The 18288-nt window shown below is 42.4% G+C and carries 16 protein-coding genes; 2 read left to right on the top strand and 14 right to left on the bottom strand.

Annotated elements, in window-relative coordinates; translation table 11 throughout:
- Positions 1 to 3: 3 nt before the first annotated feature.
- The 11 genes from NR125_RS19750 to NR125_RS19700 form a co-directional block, all read right to left on the bottom strand.
- The gene (locus tag NR125_RS19750) at positions 4 to 777 is read right to left on the bottom strand and encodes a class I SAM-dependent methyltransferase (protein ID WP_009332635.1); all 774 of its coding nucleotides are present in this window, start codon (positions 775 to 777) and stop codon (positions 4 to 6) included.
- Positions 778 to 856: 79 nt separating this feature from the next.
- Positions 857 to 1291 (bottom strand): BrxA/BrxB family bacilliredoxin, encoded by a 435-nt coding sequence (locus tag NR125_RS19745; protein WP_009332636.1) that lies wholly within the window; start codon positions 1289 to 1291, stop codon positions 857 to 859.
- Between the two features lie 207 nt (positions 1292 to 1498).
- Positions 1499 to 3169, bottom strand: a complete 1671-nt coding sequence (ilvD, locus tag NR125_RS19740; RefSeq protein WP_033196461.1) for a dihydroxy-acid dehydratase — start codon at positions 3167 to 3169, stop codon at positions 1499 to 1501.
- A 376-nt stretch (positions 3170 to 3545) separates the two neighbouring features.
- Positions 3546 to 4682, bottom strand: coding sequence for a conserved virulence factor C family protein (locus tag NR125_RS19735; RefSeq protein ID WP_256815949.1), 1137 nt, complete (start codon positions 4680 to 4682; stop codon positions 3546 to 3548).
- 125 nt (positions 4683 to 4807) lie between these two features.
- Positions 4808 to 6688: an ABC-F family ATP-binding cassette domain-containing protein gene (locus NR125_RS19730; RefSeq protein ID WP_192907733.1), complete on the bottom strand. Its 1881-nt coding sequence runs from the start codon at positions 6686 to 6688 to the stop codon at positions 4808 to 4810.
- Positions 6685 to 7335 (bottom strand): HD domain-containing protein, encoded by a 651-nt coding sequence (locus NR125_RS19725; RefSeq protein WP_192908967.1) that lies wholly within the window; start codon positions 7333 to 7335, stop codon positions 6685 to 6687. The genes NR125_RS19730 and NR125_RS19725 overlap by 4 nt, the downstream gene beginning before the upstream one ends.
- Before the next feature lie 176 nt (positions 7336 to 7511).
- Positions 7512 to 8360 (bottom strand): DegV family protein, encoded by an 849-nt coding sequence (locus NR125_RS19720; protein WP_256815948.1) that lies wholly within the window; start codon positions 8358 to 8360, stop codon positions 7512 to 7514.
- A 97-nt stretch (positions 8361 to 8457) separates the two neighbouring features.
- Positions 8458 to 9312 (bottom strand): amidohydrolase family protein, encoded by an 855-nt coding sequence (locus NR125_RS19715; RefSeq protein ID WP_009332642.1) that lies wholly within the window; start codon positions 9310 to 9312, stop codon positions 8458 to 8460.
- Between the two features lie 10 nt (positions 9313 to 9322).
- A complete protein-coding gene (locus NR125_RS19710; protein WP_256815947.1) occupies positions 9323 to 12391 on the bottom strand; it encodes a GNAT family N-acetyltransferase in 3069 nt (1022 codons plus the stop codon).
- A 229-nt stretch (positions 12392 to 12620) separates the two neighbouring features.
- On the bottom strand, positions 12621 to 13151 hold the full coding sequence (locus tag NR125_RS19705; protein ID WP_256815946.1) for a hypothetical protein: 531 nt from the start codon (positions 13149 to 13151) through the stop codon (positions 12621 to 12623).
- Between the two features lie 14 nt (positions 13152 to 13165).
- A complete protein-coding gene (locus tag NR125_RS19700; protein WP_256815945.1) occupies positions 13166 to 14854 on the bottom strand; it encodes a formate--tetrahydrofolate ligase in 1689 nt (562 codons plus the stop codon).
- 180 nt (positions 14855 to 15034) lie between these two features.
- On the opposite strand from NR125_RS19700, the gene metA reads away from it, so the two are divergent.
- Complete coding sequence (gene metA, locus NR125_RS19695) at positions 15035 to 15943, top strand: homoserine O-acetyltransferase MetA (protein ID WP_251156223.1); 909 nt, start codon at positions 15035 to 15037, stop codon at positions 15941 to 15943.
- A 90-nt stretch (positions 15944 to 16033) separates the two neighbouring features.
- On the opposite strand, the gene NR125_RS19690 is transcribed toward metA, so the two are convergent.
- Together NR125_RS19690 and NR125_RS19685 are read right to left on the bottom strand one after the other, a co-directional pair.
- Entirely contained in the window at positions 16034 to 16726 is a 693-nt protein-coding gene (locus tag NR125_RS19690) for an AIM24 family protein (RefSeq protein WP_009332647.1), read from the bottom strand.
- The gene (locus NR125_RS19685; RefSeq protein ID WP_009332648.1) at positions 16723 to 17427 is read right to left on the bottom strand and encodes a class I SAM-dependent methyltransferase; all 705 of its coding nucleotides are present in this window, start codon (positions 17425 to 17427) and stop codon (positions 16723 to 16725) included. Before NR125_RS19685 ends, NR125_RS19690 begins: the two co-directional genes overlap by 4 nt.
- Positions 17428 to 17570: 143 nt before the next feature.
- On the opposite strand from NR125_RS19685, the gene NR125_RS19680 reads away from it, so the two are divergent.
- Positions 17571 to 17789, top strand: coding sequence for a DUF3892 domain-containing protein (locus tag NR125_RS19680; protein WP_009332649.1), 219 nt, complete (start codon positions 17571 to 17573; stop codon positions 17787 to 17789).
- Between the two features lie 45 nt (positions 17790 to 17834).
- On the opposite strand, the gene mntR is transcribed toward NR125_RS19680, so the two are convergent.
- Positions 17835 to 18260, bottom strand: a complete 426-nt coding sequence (gene mntR, locus NR125_RS19675) for a transcriptional regulator MntR (protein ID WP_009332650.1) — start codon at positions 18258 to 18260, stop codon at positions 17835 to 17837.
- Between the last annotated feature and the right edge of the window lie 28 nt (positions 18261 to 18288).

Here is an 18288-nt window from a genome sequence, read left to right as displayed (position 1 = left end):
TTCTTATTTTTCAATTACCCCAAAATGAAATTTCGATGACTTTCTTTCAATTACTTTGAAGCCATATCGGTCAAACCTTGAACTTCTAAAGTGATCCTTCAGAACCACTCTCTGTCTGGCTGCTCTTTTTGCATGAAAAATAACTTCCTCTGACAGGTCCTCATAAACAGCAAAGTTCCTCAGTGCTTTAATCCCCTCTGACTCAAGGATTTTTTCTTCAAACATGGGATCAAAATATACAACGTCATAACTGTCCGGGGGCAATTTTTTCAAATAAGGAAGGGCCATTGACGACTCCACCTTTATTCTTCTCATTGCCTGATTCATACTATCAAGCCCGGAGTCCCATTGTCTAAGGCCATTCGCCACCAGGAAGGAAAGATATTTATTTCCTTCCAGCCCTGTAACTTTGCCTTTACTCCCTGCTGCATAACTGGCTGTTATGCTGTCCGAGGCCAGTCCAAGGGTACAATCTAGAATACTGCTGCCTTCTTTAAGCCCCGCAGCCTGAAGAAAAGGATCACCCTCTCCTTTTAGGAGACGCTTTACTCTGAACATCGCTGAACTGGGATGAAAGAAGAATGGCTGGCTTTCACCTATCGGAAAAAGCTCCAAACGTTCTTTTCCAACTACTATGCAGTCTTCAGGAACTTGTTTTTGGATCATTCCTACAGACCTTTTATTCCTGCTGATATATTCTGCACCCAATTGTTCGGCAATTTTTTTTGCTTTTTCTTTCATTGCTTCATTGGTGCGTCCGGCAGTTGTAATAATCATTGTGTTCACCTGAATTTCTTAATTTTGCTATAAAAAAAGGGTGCCAGCAGACACCCCGTTTTGTTTAATCTTTATATTCTCAGCAATTCGCCTCAAAAGCCGCAAGAAGATTTTCCATGATCGCTTCCATGGAATGGTCTTCAATATCATGGCGGTGAATGAAGTGCACAACTTCCTTCCCTTTTAAAACAGCCATAGAAGGAGATGAAGGCTCATATCCATCAAAGTACTCGCGCATTTTAGCTGTTGCTTCTTTATCCTGTCCTGCAAACACCGTCACTAAATGATCAGGTTTCTTTTCACTGCGTAAGACGGCCTGTGTAGCTGCCGGCCGAGCCAGTCCAGCAGCACAGCCGCAAACTGAATTGACAACAACAAGAGCTGTTCCTTCAAGACCTTCCATAAACTGCTCTACATCTTCTGAAGCCGTCAGCTCTTTAAAACCAGCCTGTACAAGCTCCTCACGCATCGGCTTGACCATTTGTTTCATATATTCTTCATATGCCATAGACATAAAATTGCCTCCTCCTTAAGCTGCAGTTTGTAAAGTAAGCATACTATAACGTATGATCTTTATGCAATTTTTCTATGCCGGGTATTACTTTGTAATCCTTTTTATCGTCCTATTACGGTATTCTATCGTCCTAAATCACATACATATCGGCCAAAAACTCTTATCAGCAAGAAAGCCAGTCATAAATGACCGGCTTTCTTAACATTATTAAATTTTCATAACACCGCCTGTGCTGGCATTGGTTACAAGCTTCGAATAACGGGCAAGATACCCTTTTTTGACCTTTGGCTCGAAGCCTTGCCAATTGGCTTTGCGTTCTTCAAATTCTTCATCGGAGATTTCCAGGTTGATTGTACGGTTATTCAAATCCAATTCAATGATATCTCCATTTTCCACGAATGCAATAGGCCCGCCTTCAGCAGCCTCAGGAGAAATGTGCCCAATGCTGATCCCCCTGGAAGCCCCTGAGAAACGGCCATCTGTAATCAGGCCGACTTTTGCCCCAAGTCCCCGGCCAACAATCTGGGAAGTAGGTGCAAGCATCTCCGGCATTCCAGGCCCTCCTTTAGGACCCTCATATCGAATGACTACAACATGGCCTTCCTGCACTTTACCGGTAATGATTCCGGATAATGCCTCTTCCTGCGAATCAAAGCAGATGGCTGGTCCTCTATGGTATCCGCCTACTGATTCATCAACAGCACCGACTTTTATAATTGATCCTTCAGGAGCAAGATTTCCAAACAGAACTGCCAGCCCTCCGCGTTCAGAATGCGGATTCTCCAGGGTACGGATTACGTTTTTATCCAGAATTTCACTGCCTGCAACATTCTCCCTTAGCGTCTTTCCGGTAACTGTCAGACAATCTCCATTCAGGGCGTCCGGCTTTTTAAGCAATTCATTGATGATCGCACTGACTCCACCCGCATTATGAACATCTTCAATATGATAATCTGAAGCAGGAGCAATCTTCGCTAAATGCGGAACCCGGTTGGCAATCTGATTAATTCGTTCAATCGGATATTCAAATTCGGCTTCGTGAGCAAGTGCCAATGTGTGAAGAACTGTATTGGTTGACCCGCCCATTGCCATATCCAGGGCAAATGCATTGTCAATCGCATCAATTGTAACGATATCGCGCGGCTTGATATCTTTTTTTATTAATTCCATCAGCTGCTTGGCTGAACGTTTAACAAACTCTTTTCTCTCTTCTGATACTGCCAGAATCGTCCCATTGCCAGGAAGTGCAAGACCCAGCCCTTCTGCCAGACAGTTCATAGAATTTGCAGTGAACATTCCGGAACATGATCCGCAAGTCGGACAGGCAACCTGCTCGATTTCCTGAAGCCTTTTTTCATCGATTTGTCCAGATTCAAAGGCACCTACACCCTCAAAGACAGAGCTTAAAGATAAAGGTTTTCCGCTTGAATCAACGCCAGCTTTCATCGGGCCTCCGCTGACAAAAACGGTTGGAATATTAACCCTTAAGGCCCCCATCATCATTCCAGGCGTAATTTTATCGCAGTTCGGGATACAGACCATTCCGTCAAACCAGTGTGCAGAAACAACTGTTTCAAGTGAGTCTGCAATGATTTCGCGGCTTGGCAGAGAATAGCGCATGCCAATATGGCCCATGGCAATTCCATCATCTACTCCGATGGTATTAAATTCAAATGGAACTCCTCCTGCTTCACGGATTGCTTCTTTAACAATTTTACCGAATTCCTGCAGATGCACATGTCCAGGTACGATATCAATATAGGAATTGCACACAGCAATAAATGGTTTTCCGAAATCCTCTTCCTTTACCCCGGCAGCACGCAGCAAGCTGCGGTGCGGAGCCCGGTCTGTGCCTTTTTTGATCATATCACTTCTCATCTGTGAGCCAGTCATAGTATGTAATACCTCCGTTTACCCTAGATTCATAATCTCTTATTCTATGGGAATAATATGATAAGCCTCCTGCTCCCAAATATTTTCTTTCCAATATAGACCCTTTTTCGGATAATTTCAATAATTTTTAAAAATTTATTATAATTTTTCGCTTTAAATGGGTGAAACTGCAGTGTGTGTGAGTTATGGAATTCAATAATTAGGGACGGGACATTCTATAAAAAGCCGGGCACACAATTTTGCTTCAGTCGTTACCTTATTCCTGCTGCCATCTTTCCTAAGACGCCGGGAACAATTCCTTATATGCCCAACAAAAAAACCGCTCCAGATTTTCATTCTGTGAGCGGTTTTTTTCCTGTAATTATTCCTGGCCCTGTTTCCGGGATTCAGTCATCTGTTTCCAAACTGACCCTTTTGCTTCTTCTCCATGTTCAATTCTTTCAATAGCCAATTTGATTTGCATGCTGACTTCGAATTCCGGATCGTCTTCTGCTGCTTTTAAAGCAGGAAGCACACTTTCATCACCCACTTCGTAAAGGAACATAGCCGCACGCCAGCGCACAAGTTTACTGTCATCCTGCAGTGCTTCCTTCATGGCGTCCATTGCTTCTTCAAATCCCAGGTCTGACAAACAATCCCCTGCTGTACGTCTTACAGTGACCGTTTTATCCTTTAATGCTTTGTAGAGGAGAGGCAGGACACTCTTTTCCTCAATCATCCCAAGATAAACTGTCGCAAGTCTTCTGATTGAAGCCTTCTCATCTTTAAGCGCTTTTTCAAGCACAGGCAGGTCCTCCAGTTCAGGATCATCCATCTGTTCGAGTTTTTGATAGCGCTCCCGCCAATCTGGGGAATCCAGATCTTCGACAGACAGTTTAAGAAGGGAACGTGCGTGTTTTTCCTCCGTTTTATCCGGGCTTTTTGCCGTTTTAACAAGTATCTGGAGTCTTGCTTCTGGATAGGCAGCCATTAGTTCTTCAACAATATCATGGCCAACTTGGTCAAAGTCTCCATAGCGGACACCGAATTCTTTCCACTTGCGGACCATGACAACGTTATCTGCAGGATCCTGGGCCTCTGAAACAGCACTGATAAAGTTTTCAGGAAGTCCAAAGCGCTTTTCTTCTGTGCCGTCAGTCAGTTTCACCTGCATGGGAATTCCTTTATACATTTGGACTAACACTTGGACTTCGCCAAAATGTTCATCGATGCCGTTGTCTTCTGTGCCTTCATTTTCCACATCCTCGCCAAAAGCGGATCTTACTTGAGGGAGAAGCTCTTTCCAGTCATATTTCGCATTTCTTTCGACAGCAAGGAAATCGGCAACATGGTACACCCCTTTGATTCCTTCAATTTCAAGTATATCTAGAATAATCTTTGGAGCTCCTTCTTTTTTTTCCTTTTTATAATTATTGGCCTTCCCCATCGGAAGCTCTTCATCAAGAATAACCTTCATAGTGTTTGGACTTGGTGTTGGTTCGATTGCTTTTATTCTCAAAAGTATCACCCTTTTTTATATATTCACGATGGTAACTGGTATTATTTTAACATAAGGAGATTATCGAGGCATTTTAGCTGTTTCTGAATATGCAAAGAAACCCGGGAAAAATCCCCGGGTATGAATTATTCATTTTCAGCTGCTTCTGAAAGATAGCTCCATCTCTCAATCAAGTATTCAAGCTCTTCATTCAGCTTTGTTTCTTCTTCTACTAAGGCCTGACCCTTTTCAAAGTCACTGCCGATGCTGGCCATTTCTGAGGAAATCGCTTCGAGACGGGATTCAGCCGCTTCAATTTTACCCTCGATTTCTTCCCATTCCTTTTTTTCTTTGTAGCTCATTCTCTTCTTTTTCGGCTTAGTTTCCCTCGCTTTTTTGGGTGCATAATCAGCTTCCTGAACAGGCTTGGCATTCTCGCTTTCAAGAAATTCACTGTAATTTCCATAGTAGGATTCGATTTTGCCCTCGCCTTTTAATACAAGAAGCTGCTCAGCCACTTTATCCAGGAAGTAGCGGTCATGCGAAACTGTAATGACTACACCGGGAAAATCTTCAAGATAATCTTCGAGAACCGTTAGGGTTTGAGTATCAAGGTTATTGGTCGGCTCATCAAGCAGAAGAACATTAGGCTCAGACATTAAGATTTTCAATAAATACAGCCTGCGTTTTTCCCCGCCGGAAAGCTTGCGGATAGGAGTGCCGTGAGAATAGGCCGGAAATAGGAAGCGCTCAAGCATTTGAGCTGCAGAAATCGTTTTGCCATCGGATGTTTCAACCACTTCTGCTGTTTCTTTGAGGTATTCGATCATGCGCTTGTTCTCATCCATATCTTCGCTTTCCTGTGTATAGTAAGCGATTTTTACTGTCTGCCCAATAATGCGCTTACCTGAGTCAAGCGGAATCCGGCCTGCCAGTATGTTAAGCAGAGTAGATTTCCCCGTTCCATTTCTTCCGATAATCCCTATTCTATCCCCTGGTTTTACAAGAAGATCAAAATGATCCAGAATCGTTTGAGTGCCATACTTTTTTGAAGCAGATTCGAGTTCAAATACCTGTTTTCCTAGGCGGCTGCCGCTTAGGGACATATCCAATTTTTCGGAGGATTTAACTGAAGCAAGCTGGCTGTCAAGGGTTTCAAACCGCTGGATTCTGGCTTTTTGTTTGGTGGTACGGGCTTTTGCACCTCTTCTGATCCATTCCAGTTCCCTTCTGAACAGATTTTTCTGCTTATCGATGGCTGCCGCCTCATTTTCCTCTCTTACCGCCTTTGCTTCAAGGAATGCAGCATAATTCCCTTTATAGCTGTATAGATTTCCGCCTTCAAGTTCAAACATTCTATTTGTAACCCGGTCAAGGAAATAACGATCATGTGTTACAAGGAGCAGAGCACCCCTGTACCTGCCCAGATATTCTTCCAGCCATTTGACCGATTCAAAATCAAGATGATTTGTCGGCTCGTCAAGAATCAGCAAGTCAGGTGACTGGATCAATACTTGTGCCAGAGCAACCCGTTTTTTTTGCCCGCCAGAAAGCTCTCCAATCTTTTTACTGAACTCCTCGATACCCAGCTTAGTGAGTATCGTTTTTGCATCGGTGTTCACTTCCCAGGCATCAAGGGTATCCATTCTTTTTTGAAGTTCGAAAAGATTTTGCTGAATGTCTGAATCTTCGGGGTGCATGCTAAGCTCCAGCAGGGCTTGTTCATATTCTCTCTGCAGTACAAGAATTGGCGCATCTCCTGCAAAAACCTGCTCGAGAACTGTTAAATCATAGTTGAGTTCAGGCTGCTGTGCTGAATATGAAATGGTGTAATCTCTAGGAGTGACTATTTCTCCAGAGTCTGGCAGGTCAACACCGGCAATCACTTTAAGCAGGGAAGATTTCCCTGTACCGTTTACACCGATCAGTCCTGCCCTTTCTTTTTCAGCGATTGTAAAAGATATATCATTAAAAAGTTCTTTCTCTCCATATGTTTTTGTAACATTTTCCACAGAGATCATCTTCATGCTTGACCATTCCATTCTATAAAAAATTGATGCAGATATTTCTCCATAATTTGATGCCGCTCTTCTGCCATTTCCCTGGCAGTGTCAGTATTTAGCAGGTCTCTCAGCTTCAATAGCTTTTCGTAGAAATGATTGATGGATGATGACTTACCATTCCGGTATTCATCTTCAGTCATTACTTTTCTGATTTCAAGGCCGGGATCATGAATTGGCTGCCCTTTTTTGCCGCCATAGGCAAATGCCCGTGCAATCCCTACAGCACCAATCGCATCCAATCGGTCCGCATCCTGGACTATTTTAGCTTCCACGCTTAAGACCTTCTTGTTATTGCCGCCTTTAAAAGAAACTGAATCAATAATTGTCTTAATGCTGCTGGAAGCTTCTTCTGCAATCTCAATTTCCTGCAGAAAATCAGATAGCTTCCTTTCTCCCGCTTCCCTTGAAGTGTTCAGCTTAGCATCGGGTATATCATGAAGCAGCGCTGCCATTTCAATTAAAAAAGGATCTCCTGCTTGTTCCTTTTTGGCTATGTAAAGGGCATTTTTTCTCACCCGCTCAATATGATGCCAGTCATGCCCGGTTGAATCTTCTCCGAGTGTATCCCGGACGAATTTTTCTGTTAAATGTATATTTTTTTCCTTCATTATTTCACCTGCTTTCAAACTCCACACTCCATTTTAACATTAGTCCCAAAAAGAAACGATGGCAAGGTAATGCCATATCTATAGAACCATTTATTGGATTCATTCTTACAGACGGCACCGATAAAAAAATGGCGCAGAAAACCAGTATTTGATTTCCTGCACCAGGTCCCTAAGCTATTTTATTCCAGGCCATTCAGCCAGCTGATGCCAAGTGTATTTTCTCCTGCATGGACGCCAATGGTAGCCCCCAAAGAATAGCATCCAAATTCAACTCCATTAAATTCTTCCTGGAGCTCCTTCTTCCATGTCTCCGCTTCTTCCGGATGCAAACCGTATAGGATGAATACTTCCTTCAGCAGTTTTCTCTCATGTGCACCCTTGAGCAGATTCACAATTTTGTCTTTTGCCTTTCTTTCGCTTCTGGCTTTCTCTTTTACGCTTAATTCCCCATCACGAACTGAAATGATCGGCTTTACATTTAGCATGCTGCCCAGGAAAAACTGAACTCCGGACATCCTGCCGCTTCTATGAAGCTGTTCAAGACTCCCAATGAGGACATAGGTTTCTCCCGTATCGCGGAGTGCCTCAAGCCTGCGGATAATTTCTTTAATATCCAGTCCGGCTTCTGCCAATTCCATCCCCTTAAGGATTAATCTTGTTAAAGGGTATGATAATATCTTGGAGTCTATGCTGTATACTGGTATATCAACCAGCTGGGCTGCCTGTTCACTGGAAGAAACAGTCCCGCTGAGTTTTGCCGATACCAGCACTGCGATAATACAGTCATAGTCCTTCTGCAGATTTTCATATAACTCCTGAAAAGCACCAATTGATGGCTGGGAAGTTTTTGGAGGAGTATCAAGGGTTTTTAAGCTCGCATAAAGTTCTTCCGGTGTTAAATCAACTCCATCTGTATATTCTTTGCCATCCATAATGATGGTCATCGGAATCTGGTACATGTGAGGATGGTCTCTTAACTCGTTATTTAAAAAAGCAGTGCTGTCTGTTACCCATGCAATTTTATCCACTATAGCCGCCCCCTTTTAAGATATTTATACGTGTATGTATGTAATTAAGACTATTTGAAAGGCTGGAAGTGAAAGATTTCTCTTCCAGCCGCAGGTTCTATGGCAGAAAAGGCTTGATTTTAGGAAAAACCTTTATAGCGGTATTGTAAAATACATCTTCATGATGCTCTTCAGGTATGAGTTCTTTTATAAATTCAATATAAGGACCTACTGGCGCAAGAGGCCAATCAGTTCCAAACAGCAATTTATCGTAAGAATCTGCAAACACTAAAGCATGCCTCAGATGATCCAAAAATCTTCCTTTGCTGCGCTTCTTCAATTCTTTTTCTGTACCGACAATCAGGCCTGAAAGATCCGCATAGACATTTGGATTCTTGTATATGATTTCAGCTCCTGTCAAAGTCCATGGGTCTCCAAAATGAGCCATCATGAAATTAACATTCCGGTGTTTAACAGCAACCTCGTCAATAGCCAGCGGGTGAGAATACTTAAGCAATCCCCTTTCTGAATAAGTATCTCCTGTATGAAATACAACAGGAACTCCATATTTTGCAGCGAGTTCGTACACAGGTTCATAAACATCATCATAGGCGTAGAAAGGATAATATCCCAGGTAAATCTTGATCCCTGCCACGTTCGGCTTTTGCAGATTATCCTCCAGCCTTTGAAGAGCTCCTTCATTGAGATCATATGGATTGATGCCAGCGCAGTAAACAACATTAGCCGGTATCTTATCATCCAGGTCAAGCCCCATAGGCGTTCTTGCTTCATAATCCGGAAAGCCCATATTTTCTGTTTCTGTAAGCCCCATTGCAATGCTCAAGACTACATTAGCTTTTTGGAACTCCTGCTGATGCCCATGGTATGAATAATCTACAAGTGAGAGTTCATTGGCAGTATGATGAAATGATTTAATATCAGAAAAATGAATATGTGCATCTATGACTTTCATAATTTCTCCTTTAGCAGAATTCCAGGTTGTGGAGTCTATTAAGCAGTCTGCCCTCGAAGCTTCTTTCATCAAATGCAATAAAGCCCGGTTTGGCCAATGGGCCTGCTTTTCGTTCCGAAATAACTTCGAATGCTTCTTTATTCATATATGCTCCAAGGAATTCATTATCTTTACTTCTCATTACATACATATTTTCAGGAGACAGGCAGCTGGAAATACGGGATCCATCAATTAGAACAAATGACTGCTCCTCAACTCCGGCCTGATATGCTGATTCTGCTCCTTTGTCACTTACTGTAAGAGTAAGATCCTTTAATGAGCTACCGGCTATAAATAAATCTGTAATCCATTTTTCATTTAACAGGTACTTCCCGCCTGCATTCTCCGCTTTTACCCAATGGGCAAGGAGCGGCACTCCCGGCAATAACGCGAAATACTGTGTATATTCAAGGCCTTTCCATATGGAGTGATGGACAACTTTCGTACTGATGGCCAATGCAGACCATTCGTTTCCATACGAATCTTTAACACTGGTAAATTCAGCAGAAGATGACTCCTTCAATAGCGAGAACACACTCATTTGCGATGGCACAGTTTTCATGCCGCCAGTCCATGGGTTCCACCATCCTTTGGCAACCGGTTCGGGAAAGGATGAATCAAGCCACTCCCTCTCTTTATAGGTTAATGAGAATAAGCCAGGATAAAAATCCGGTGCACCTTTTAAACTAATGATGCCATTATCCATGATATAAACAGTCTTGCCGCCATGCTCTTCCGTAAGCTTACGGACATTACCCCGGGGCACAAGCAAAAGTTCCCTTACTTGCTTCTTTTCACTGTCAAGGGTAATTTCAGCATTTATAATAGATAGAGGTTCCGTATCCTTAATAGGAAAATTGGATTTGAACACACTTAATTCCTGTTCTTGACTGAAATTTGAGGTTTGTTTTTTATCTGTATTTAAATATAAATCAATAGTGCCATTAAGATAACTAGAACGATATGTTTTAAGAGTGAATTCTGCTGTATCCTGTTCTTTTGCAACTGGATTTCCCCTATTGATAATTAGTGCTTTTTCTTGGTAAACATTTTTTTTATACTCTGTCCCGACACCTGCAAAATGCCGCATTTCTTCCCATGTCCGGAAAGCTCCTATTGATAAATAGCCAGGTGCCAATACTATCTGATCTCCCGATTCAATGCAGCCAGTTTCCTGCTGATAGTAAAATTGCCACCCATCAGGATTGGACTTCGCATTTTTCGGCCAGCAGAATCCAACCGGCTCGCCGTTATGATCGGCGAAAAACCAATTTTCGGTTATACCTGATAACTCCATGAACCCCAATTCTTTTATGTCAGAAAACTCGATTACTTCATTATCCAGGGGGAAATACGGCTTCTGCATTTCATAATATAACGGCTGGCTGAAATACAGATTCTCATATTTTTCATCCCCTTCGTTTGTCAATTCAGCCCATATTTTAACAAGGCCTTCACCATATAGGGATGTAAACAATGATACAAGAATACCTGTAAATGCTTCAGACTTGAATACCAATTTGAAAGTGATTGCCGTGTCATCTGTAAACCACTCAGCTGCCACCGGCTTTGCCTTTGAAAATTCAGCTGAAAAGGGTTTCCCAAGTTTAGGAGCAAAAAACGCGAAAGGCTGGTTAACACTTTCGTTCCTGCCAGCCGTTATTTTATAATCCAATTTACGGATATTCACCTGGCAGATTCCATTGCAGATATGCCAATAATCCTTTGACTCTCCCCCGAACTTTTGACCGAAGCTTTTAATGGGGATGCCCATTGAGCTGCATGAAAAAGCGAGTTCGTCTCCATTCTCCTTTATTGCCAATATTGCCATTTCCGGCTGATAAAAGCCATATTTTTTAACAATGAAAGGCACCTTCAGCAACTTACGCCCTTTTTTGTGAAGCTCTATTCTAAAGTCCCGCTCTTCTAATTCGACAAGATCACTTACAGGAAATGAAAGGTGAAATACGGCGTCTTCTTCAAGGTTGTTCTCAACCTCAATTTCCAATTCAGCTTCCTGATTTATAAACCTGAGATTCCCTTTTGAACCGCCTGTAATTTTGGCTGGCTGCTTAGGCAGCAGACCAAGGCGCAATTCACACTCCTCACCATTTACCCACACCTTAACTTCTAATGAAGGATGCGTTTTCCAGATACTAGGCTCTTCCCCTTCATGCACTATGAATTGTCCGGTAATTACCGCGTCACTCTCCGCCATCAGGTCATGTTCGAAAACAGCTTCGACTCTTCCCTGGTTATTGCCTTCAGCCTTAAAAGAAACAGGAACTCCCGTCTTATTGATGAATTTGAGCTGGAAATTTTGGATTTCATTTCCGATTACTTCATGATGATCCATGGATAGTTCTAGAAGGTAATCATCCGTTTCTATTAAACTGATTCCTCTGCCCGTTCTTTCAAACCTGACTCTCGCAGACACTTCCCCGCTCTCCCATAAATACTCGTAAAATGTAAAGCCGCTTTCTTTGATTCCATCTGGCTTCACGTCAATTTCTCTCATGCTGCTGCTATACCAATCAAGCTTTTCGAAGGCAGGTTTCAAAAGCTGTGTCTGATGAACAGCCGGAATAAAATTCATTAAGTGTGTTGTATCATCTCTGTCTTCCCAGAAGAAACCGCATTTTTTGTAAAGCGGGACAGCTTTCACATTTCCTGGCCATGTATACAAGTCAAGGCGCGGCCAGCCCAATTCAATTGTTTTTTGCAGCGCTTTCAGCACAAGCATCTTTCCTATTTTCCGTCCATGGTAATCCGGCCTTACATTTAAAAGAGGGATGTATAGGGATCCCGTATCTTCTTTATATTCCGATAACCCGCAATAGCCTACGACCTCTTCACCATACAGCGCTAAGTATAAAGTAATATTGCCATTATTCGCTTCCTTCGTTTTTACTTGTTCTTCAGTCATTACACTGGTATCTCCGCCCCAGCTGTCTCTGCTCAAGTTCCACATTTTTGCTATTCCTGCCGCAAAGCCCTCATGATACTCTGCAATGACTATTTTGTCTGTACTTTGAATCATACCTTTGTCCTCCTGACTAGGTTACGTCTTGTCTACCCTTCTCAATTCCTTTTCCTTCAATGATAACCAAAACCATTTGCCTCTCCTCCTTTTGATATTATTCGGAATGTTTTTCCATTCCTTCTTAATCGTATTATCAGAGTAAGTGATTGTAAATATAATTTTGAATTTTCCGTATAAATTCCATACGAAAAAAGCGCCTTGCTATTTTCGGCAAGACGCATTCATATTAAATATAGACTTTTCTTAAAGCTTTCATCGAAGCGGTCATATAAGTGATCATTTCATTCAGATCATCTATCTGTTCTTCATGAATAAGCCGGTTAAAAGAAATGACGGTTTCTGTTTCGGCCAAGGCCTTCATATTTTCAGGGTTGTATTTTACAGTCTGTTCGACCTTCCGTTCACTGCCCCAGATATGACGCAGAACTTCACGGATTTGCAGAAATGATTTTGAATCTTGTGGATGCTTAATTGTAAATTTTACATTAATCCGGCAGCCTGCCAGCTTCTCAGATTTCCCTTGAGGCAATAGCTCAGCTGCGAGATTATCCAATCCCGCTTCCATTGTAAAGGTACAGAAAATCTCTGCCAGCCCTTTTGCAATGTCTGTGAAAGTAATGTCATACCTCCGGCTCATTTTAGCTGAGTTTAATATGTCATTTCGATCAACGATTCTTATTTCACCGTCCAGATCCCGGTCATAGAATCCGCCTTCCATTACAACCTTCATATTCTCAAAGGCCGTTGGGTCAAACATGGGCTAATTCCCCCTTAAAATAGGCCGACAGCATTCCCATCTTCATCTACATCCATGTTCATGGCTGCAGGGGCTTTAGGCAATCCAGGCATAGTCATCACATCACCGGTGAGTGCTACAATGAATCCTGCACCAATAGATGGCTTCAGCTCGCGTATAGTAATGGTAAAATCTGATGGCCTTCCAAGCTTTGAAGGATCATCAGATAATGAATATTGTGTTTTAGCCATACAAACCGGCAGGACGCCCCAGCCAAAGCTTTCAAAGTCTTTTATCTGCTTTTTGGCTTTAGTTGAGTATTCCACTTTGCTTGCGCCATAAACCGTCTGGGCTACTGTTAGAATTTTCTCCTCAAGAGGCAAAGATAAATCATATAGGTGGCTGAAATTCGCTGCTTTTTCATCCAAAATTCCCAGGAGCTTCTCGGCCAGCTCAATTCCTCCCTGCCCGCCTTTTTCCCAAACCTCTGTCAGCGCCACTGGCATGCCGGCCTCACTGCAAAGTTCTGTAAGGACCTCTATTTCATTCTCGCTATCGGAAATAAACCGGTTAATAGCCACTACATACGGAAGGCCAAAACTTTCAATTGTTTCAATATGCTTTTTTAAATTAGCAAAGCCTTTAGTGAGTGCTTCAGTATCTTCTTTGCCCAATTCTGCTTTTGACAAACCGCCATGCATTTTTAGAGCACGGATTGTAGCTACAATCACCACTGCTTCAGGGTCAATGCCCTCTGTTCTGGCTTTAATATTTAAAAACTTTTCAGCACCAAGATCCGCGCCAAAACCGGCTTCTGTCACTACATAGTCAGCCAGCTTGGAGGCAGCGGCAGTTGCAATCACACTGTTGCACCCATGAGCAATATTGGCAAACGGGCCGCCATGAACCAATGCCGGTGTATGTTCAATTGTCTGCACCAGATTAGGTTTGACTGCTTCTTTAAGAAGCAAAGTAAGAGCTCCTTCCACTCCAAGATCGGCTACTGTTACCGGCTGTTTATCATAATTGTATGCTATCACCATTTTCCCCAGTCTTTCCTTCAAGTTCTGAAGGTCAGAGGCAAGGCATAGGACGGCCATAATTTCTGAAGCCACAGTGATATCAAATCCATCTTCTCTCGGAACACCTTGTACAGGCCCTCCAAGGCCAATGACTATTTTTCTTAATGCACGGTCGTTCAAATCCAGGGCACGCTTCCATACTATCCTTCTCTGGTCAATATTTAACAGATTCCCCTGCTGGAGGTGATTATCAATCAGGGCAGCCAATGCATTATTGGCTGTAGTGATTGCGTGAAGATCACCGGTAAAATGCAGATTGATGTCTTCCATCGGCAGAACCTGCGAATACCCTCCGCCGGTTGCTCCGCCCTTGATTCCCATAGTTGGCCCAAGAGAAGGTTCCCTCATCGCGACCATAGCTTTTTTGCCAAGTCTGTTGAAAGCATCGGCAAGACCGACTGTTACTGTGGATTTTCCTTCTCCTGCAGGTGTCGGATTAATGGAGGTGACAAGAATTATTTTTCCGCTTTCTTTCATACTTAATTTCTTTAAGGTATCAGCGGATAATTTTGCTTTATACTTGCCGAAAAGCTCCAGATCATCCTCTAAGAGCCCGATTTTTTCAGCTATTTCCGCAATAGGCTTCATTGCAGATGCCTGGGCAATTTCAATGTCTGATTTTACAATCGGTTTCACATTCATTTTTATCCCCCTAGAATCCAATATGTATAGGTTCCTTACAGCTATATTGTACCATCCCCGAATCGAAATATTGTCATTTACTTTTGATATTTTCGCATTTTCACACAGTGAAGCATTGATACAATTTCGAATCGTCTTTATAATAAGTTTAATTGAATTTTTGCACAGGGAGATGATCACTTGCCAATAAAAATTCCTAAGCTGCTTCCTGCAAGGGAGATCTTAGAGGAAGAAAATATATTTATCATGGATGAGGATCGTGCCAAACAGCAGGATATTCGCCCATTAAATATCCTCATCCTGAATTTGATGCCTGAAAAAGAAAAAACCGAAGCACACCTTTTAAGACTCCTTGGAAATACGCCTTTACAGGTGAACATCTCGTTTTTAAAAACTGCCACACATCAATCAAAAAATACCAGTCCTATGCATCTCGAACAATTCTATACTACGTTTGAGCAAGTCCGAAACCGCAAATTTGACGGGATGATCATAACTGGAGCACCTGTAGAGCTTCTCGACTTTAAAGAAGTGGACTATTGGGAGGAACTAACCGTAATAATGGAGTGGACGAAAACGAATGTTACTTCCACCCTGCATATATGCTGGGGAGCACAGGCAGCGTTATTCTATCACTTTGGAATCGGAAAATATGAGCTGCCTGAAAAGTGCTCAGGCGTTTACCTTCATGAAGTCCATGACAGAAGCGAGAAATTATTGAGAGGATTCGATGACATCTACTTTGCTCCGCATTCGCGCCATACTGATGTTTATACAGAGCAATTGCTGAAACACCCGGAAGTCAAGCTCCTGTCATCATCTGAGGAAGCGGGTCCTTTCATCATGAGTGCCAACAGCGGAAGACAAATCATGGTAACAGGACACCTGGAATATGAAGCAGGCACACTTGCGGAAGAATACACAAGAGACAGAACCAGAGGCCTGCAGGTCCCCATGCCAAAACACTATTTCCCGAATAATGATCCCGGCAGAAACCCCCATAATAAATGGCGGTCACATGCCCATTTAATGTTTTCCAACTGGCTGAACTACTATGTTTACCAGGAAACTCCTTATGATTGGGATTAATAGTGCAGTGAACGGATAACTTAATTTGCAGCAAAGCATGAAAAAAGCCGGTATTTGAGAGGTTTGCCCCTCTCAAATACCGGCTTTTCCTTATGATTGCTGAGCATAATACACTTCTTCAAATGGCTGAACTACTACAAAGCCGTTGCCTGAAAACTTCATTTGGATCGACTCTCCACTTCCTCTTCCAAGGAACGTTTTAAATGAGATATCTGTCACAAATTCCGGCTGCAGTGTACCTGACCATGCAACTGTCGCATTTGGATCCGTATACACCGGATTATCAGGAGTAACCAAGAGTGTCAGCGGCTCATAGTGAGAAGTGATAGCCACCATTCCTGTTCCTTCTAAACGGACGTTGAACAAACCTCCTGCAAGCATGCCTGCCATCCTCTTCATTAACTTAATGTCCCAGCTGATGGAAGGCTCGAATGCAAGCAGATCATTCCCATTTACAAAGATGGCATCTCCATCGAGATTCAGAATTGAAATTTTCTTTCCTTGGTCTGCAAGGTACAGCTTTCCGTTGCCCGTAGCTTTCATTAAAGCTGCCCCTTCTCCAGTAAGTGCCTTTTTAAACATTTTTCCTAAGCCATGCTCGAGTATCCCCTCGCGTTCAAACTTAATTTGGCCGCGGTAGGAAACCATCCCGCCTGCTTTAGCCCAAACCTGGCTGGTTAAATTAATTTCGAGCATCCTTGGTGTTTCAAGTTCAAATAATCCTTCTCCTTTATCCTGCTGTTTTGTCTGCTTTACAAACTCTTCAATTGAATATCTGCTCATTCTCTTCCCATCCCTTCATTTTTCCTGTTTTCAAGCATAAAGATCCACATAAAAGATAATGATTGCTTTAGCTCATCCGTCAGCGAGCCTTTTGAAAGCTGGTCTGATGCTTTTTTATAAACACCAAGTTCATCAATCTTTGACCATCCGTTTTCTTTTGCAAGCCGTTCAAACTCCCACGGCATCATGGTATTGCAGATAACTTTTTCCTTATAAAGCCTGCGGTAGCTGTTAGCCCTGGGTGCAGCTGTTGGACCAAGAATGCCTATACATGCCCTTCCGCCCGGCTTAACAGTTCGCCGAATTTCTTTTAATACATCCAGCGGGCTCTCTGTCCATTCCAGTGAATTGATGGCAAGGACCGCATCAAGTGCATTCTCTTCAAGGGTAAGATCTGAAATGTCTTCTTTCTTAAATACCGCACCTGTTTTTTCGTTCAATTTTTCTGCTTTATGTATCATCTCTTCAGAGACATCAATCCCGATAACTTTATAGCCAGCCAAAGCAAGTTTATATGAACCATACCCATCACCGCATCCAAGGTCACATACGGCAGATCCCTTTTTGACATGCTTTTCGAAGAAGGAGATGATATCCTTTCGGCTCCCTTCCTCCCACATTGCTGCACTCTTTGCATTCCATGATTCCGAATTTTCATCCCAAAGCCTCTCTGCTTCTGCAGACCAGTTAAAAGTGCTCATCATATCCCCCCGTGTATGCATACGATTGTTCATTAAAAAAGTTCCCAATATTTTAAATTCGCTAAGATTATCAAAAATACCTCTGATTATAAAATGTTAAAAAAGTCAACAATACTGATAGAAAATGAATAAGGAGTGTTTATATGAACGGTGAACAGCTGACTGCAGTCTACAGAAACAACAATGAAGAGATTATTTCATTCCAGACTTCCGGAGGAAGGATCATTTCTTATCGGAAAGCACTATTGGAGGCTAAAGAAGGCTTGATTGAAGGTATTCAAATTTATGAAAACGAAGATGGTTCGATATATCTGAATCCTTCCTTTGCGTCATCTTTTGATGATTTTCCCAGCTTCTATTAAAAAAGTCCGGTGCATGAAAAAAACCTGACGAAAGCAGTCAGGTTTTTACTGTTCTTCTTCATTTTTACGCTGGATTTCCCTCAGTACTCCAATGCGGCTATCATCCTCTTCAAAAAACTGAACCAAGTCGCCAACCCTATCGATGGCATCCCAGCTCAGGTGATGTTCAATGCCTTCCACATCTTCATAAATATTTTCTTCTTTAACTCCAATAATACGCAGGAGCTGTTCTAAAAGCTCATGCCGATATACAAGCCTCTTGCCGACTTTTTTTCCTTTTGGCGTTAAAATAAGCCCTCGATACTTTTCATAAACTAGATACTCATCCTTATCAAGCTTCTGAACCATTTTTGTCACAGAAGAGGGATGTACAGAGAGAGCCTCGGCAATATCAGAAACTCTGGCATATCCTTTGTCCTCGATTAACATATATATTTGTTCAATGTAATCTTCCATACTTGGTGTTGGCATTACGCAACCTCCTGCCAATTAGAAAAGC

It is taken from the genome of Cytobacillus sp. Bac17 (genome assembly GCF_024519925.1).
Lineage (GTDB): Bacteria > Bacillota > Bacilli > Bacillales > Cytobacillaceae > Cytobacillus > Cytobacillus pseudoceanisediminis.
This window is presented reverse-complemented; position numbering and strand designations above follow the sequence as displayed.

Bases quoted from the DNA above. Each gene is read 5' to 3' on its own strand.
- NR125_RS19685 (WP_009332648.1), bottom strand. From the start codon at position 17,427: ATGAGCACTTTTAACTGGTCTGCAGAAGCAGAGAGGCTTTGGGATGAA.
- NR125_RS19730 (WP_192907733.1), bottom strand. From the start codon at position 6,688: ATGAAGATGATCTCTGTGGAAAATGTTACAAAAACATATGGAGAGAAA.
- NR125_RS19715 (WP_009332642.1), bottom strand. From the start codon at position 9,312: ATGAAAGTCATAGATGCACATATTCATTTTTCTGATATTAAATCATTT.
- NR125_RS19680 (WP_009332649.1), top strand. From the start codon at position 17,571: ATGAACGGTGAACAGCTGACTGCAGTCTACAGAAACAACAATGAAGAG.
- NR125_RS19750 (WP_009332635.1), bottom strand. From the start codon at position 777: ATGATTATTACAACTGCCGGACGCACCAATGAAGCAATGAAAGAAAAA.
- NR125_RS19700 (WP_256815945.1), bottom strand. From the start codon at position 14,854: ATGAATGTGAAACCGATTGTAAAATCAGACATTGAAATTGCCCAGGCA.
- NR125_RS19710 (WP_256815947.1), bottom strand. From the start codon at position 12,391: ATGATTCAAAGTACAGACAAAATAGTCATTGCAGAGTATCATGAGGGC.
- NR125_RS19690 (WP_009332647.1), bottom strand. From the start codon at position 16,726: ATGAGCAGATATTCAATTGAAGAGTTTGTAAAGCAGACAAAACAGCAG.
- NR125_RS19745 (WP_009332636.1), bottom strand. From the start codon at position 1,291: ATGTCTATGGCATATGAAGAATATATGAAACAAATGGTCAAGCCGATG.
- ilvD (WP_033196461.1), bottom strand. From the start codon at position 3,169: ATGAGAAGTGATATGATCAAAAAAGGCACAGACCGGGCTCCGCACCGC.
- mntR (WP_009332650.1), bottom strand. From the start codon at position 18,260: ATGCCAACACCAAGTATGGAAGATTACATTGAACAAATATATATGTTA.
- NR125_RS19705 (WP_256815946.1), bottom strand. From the start codon at position 13,151: ATGTTTGACCCAACGGCCTTTGAGAATATGAAGGTTGTAATGGAAGGC.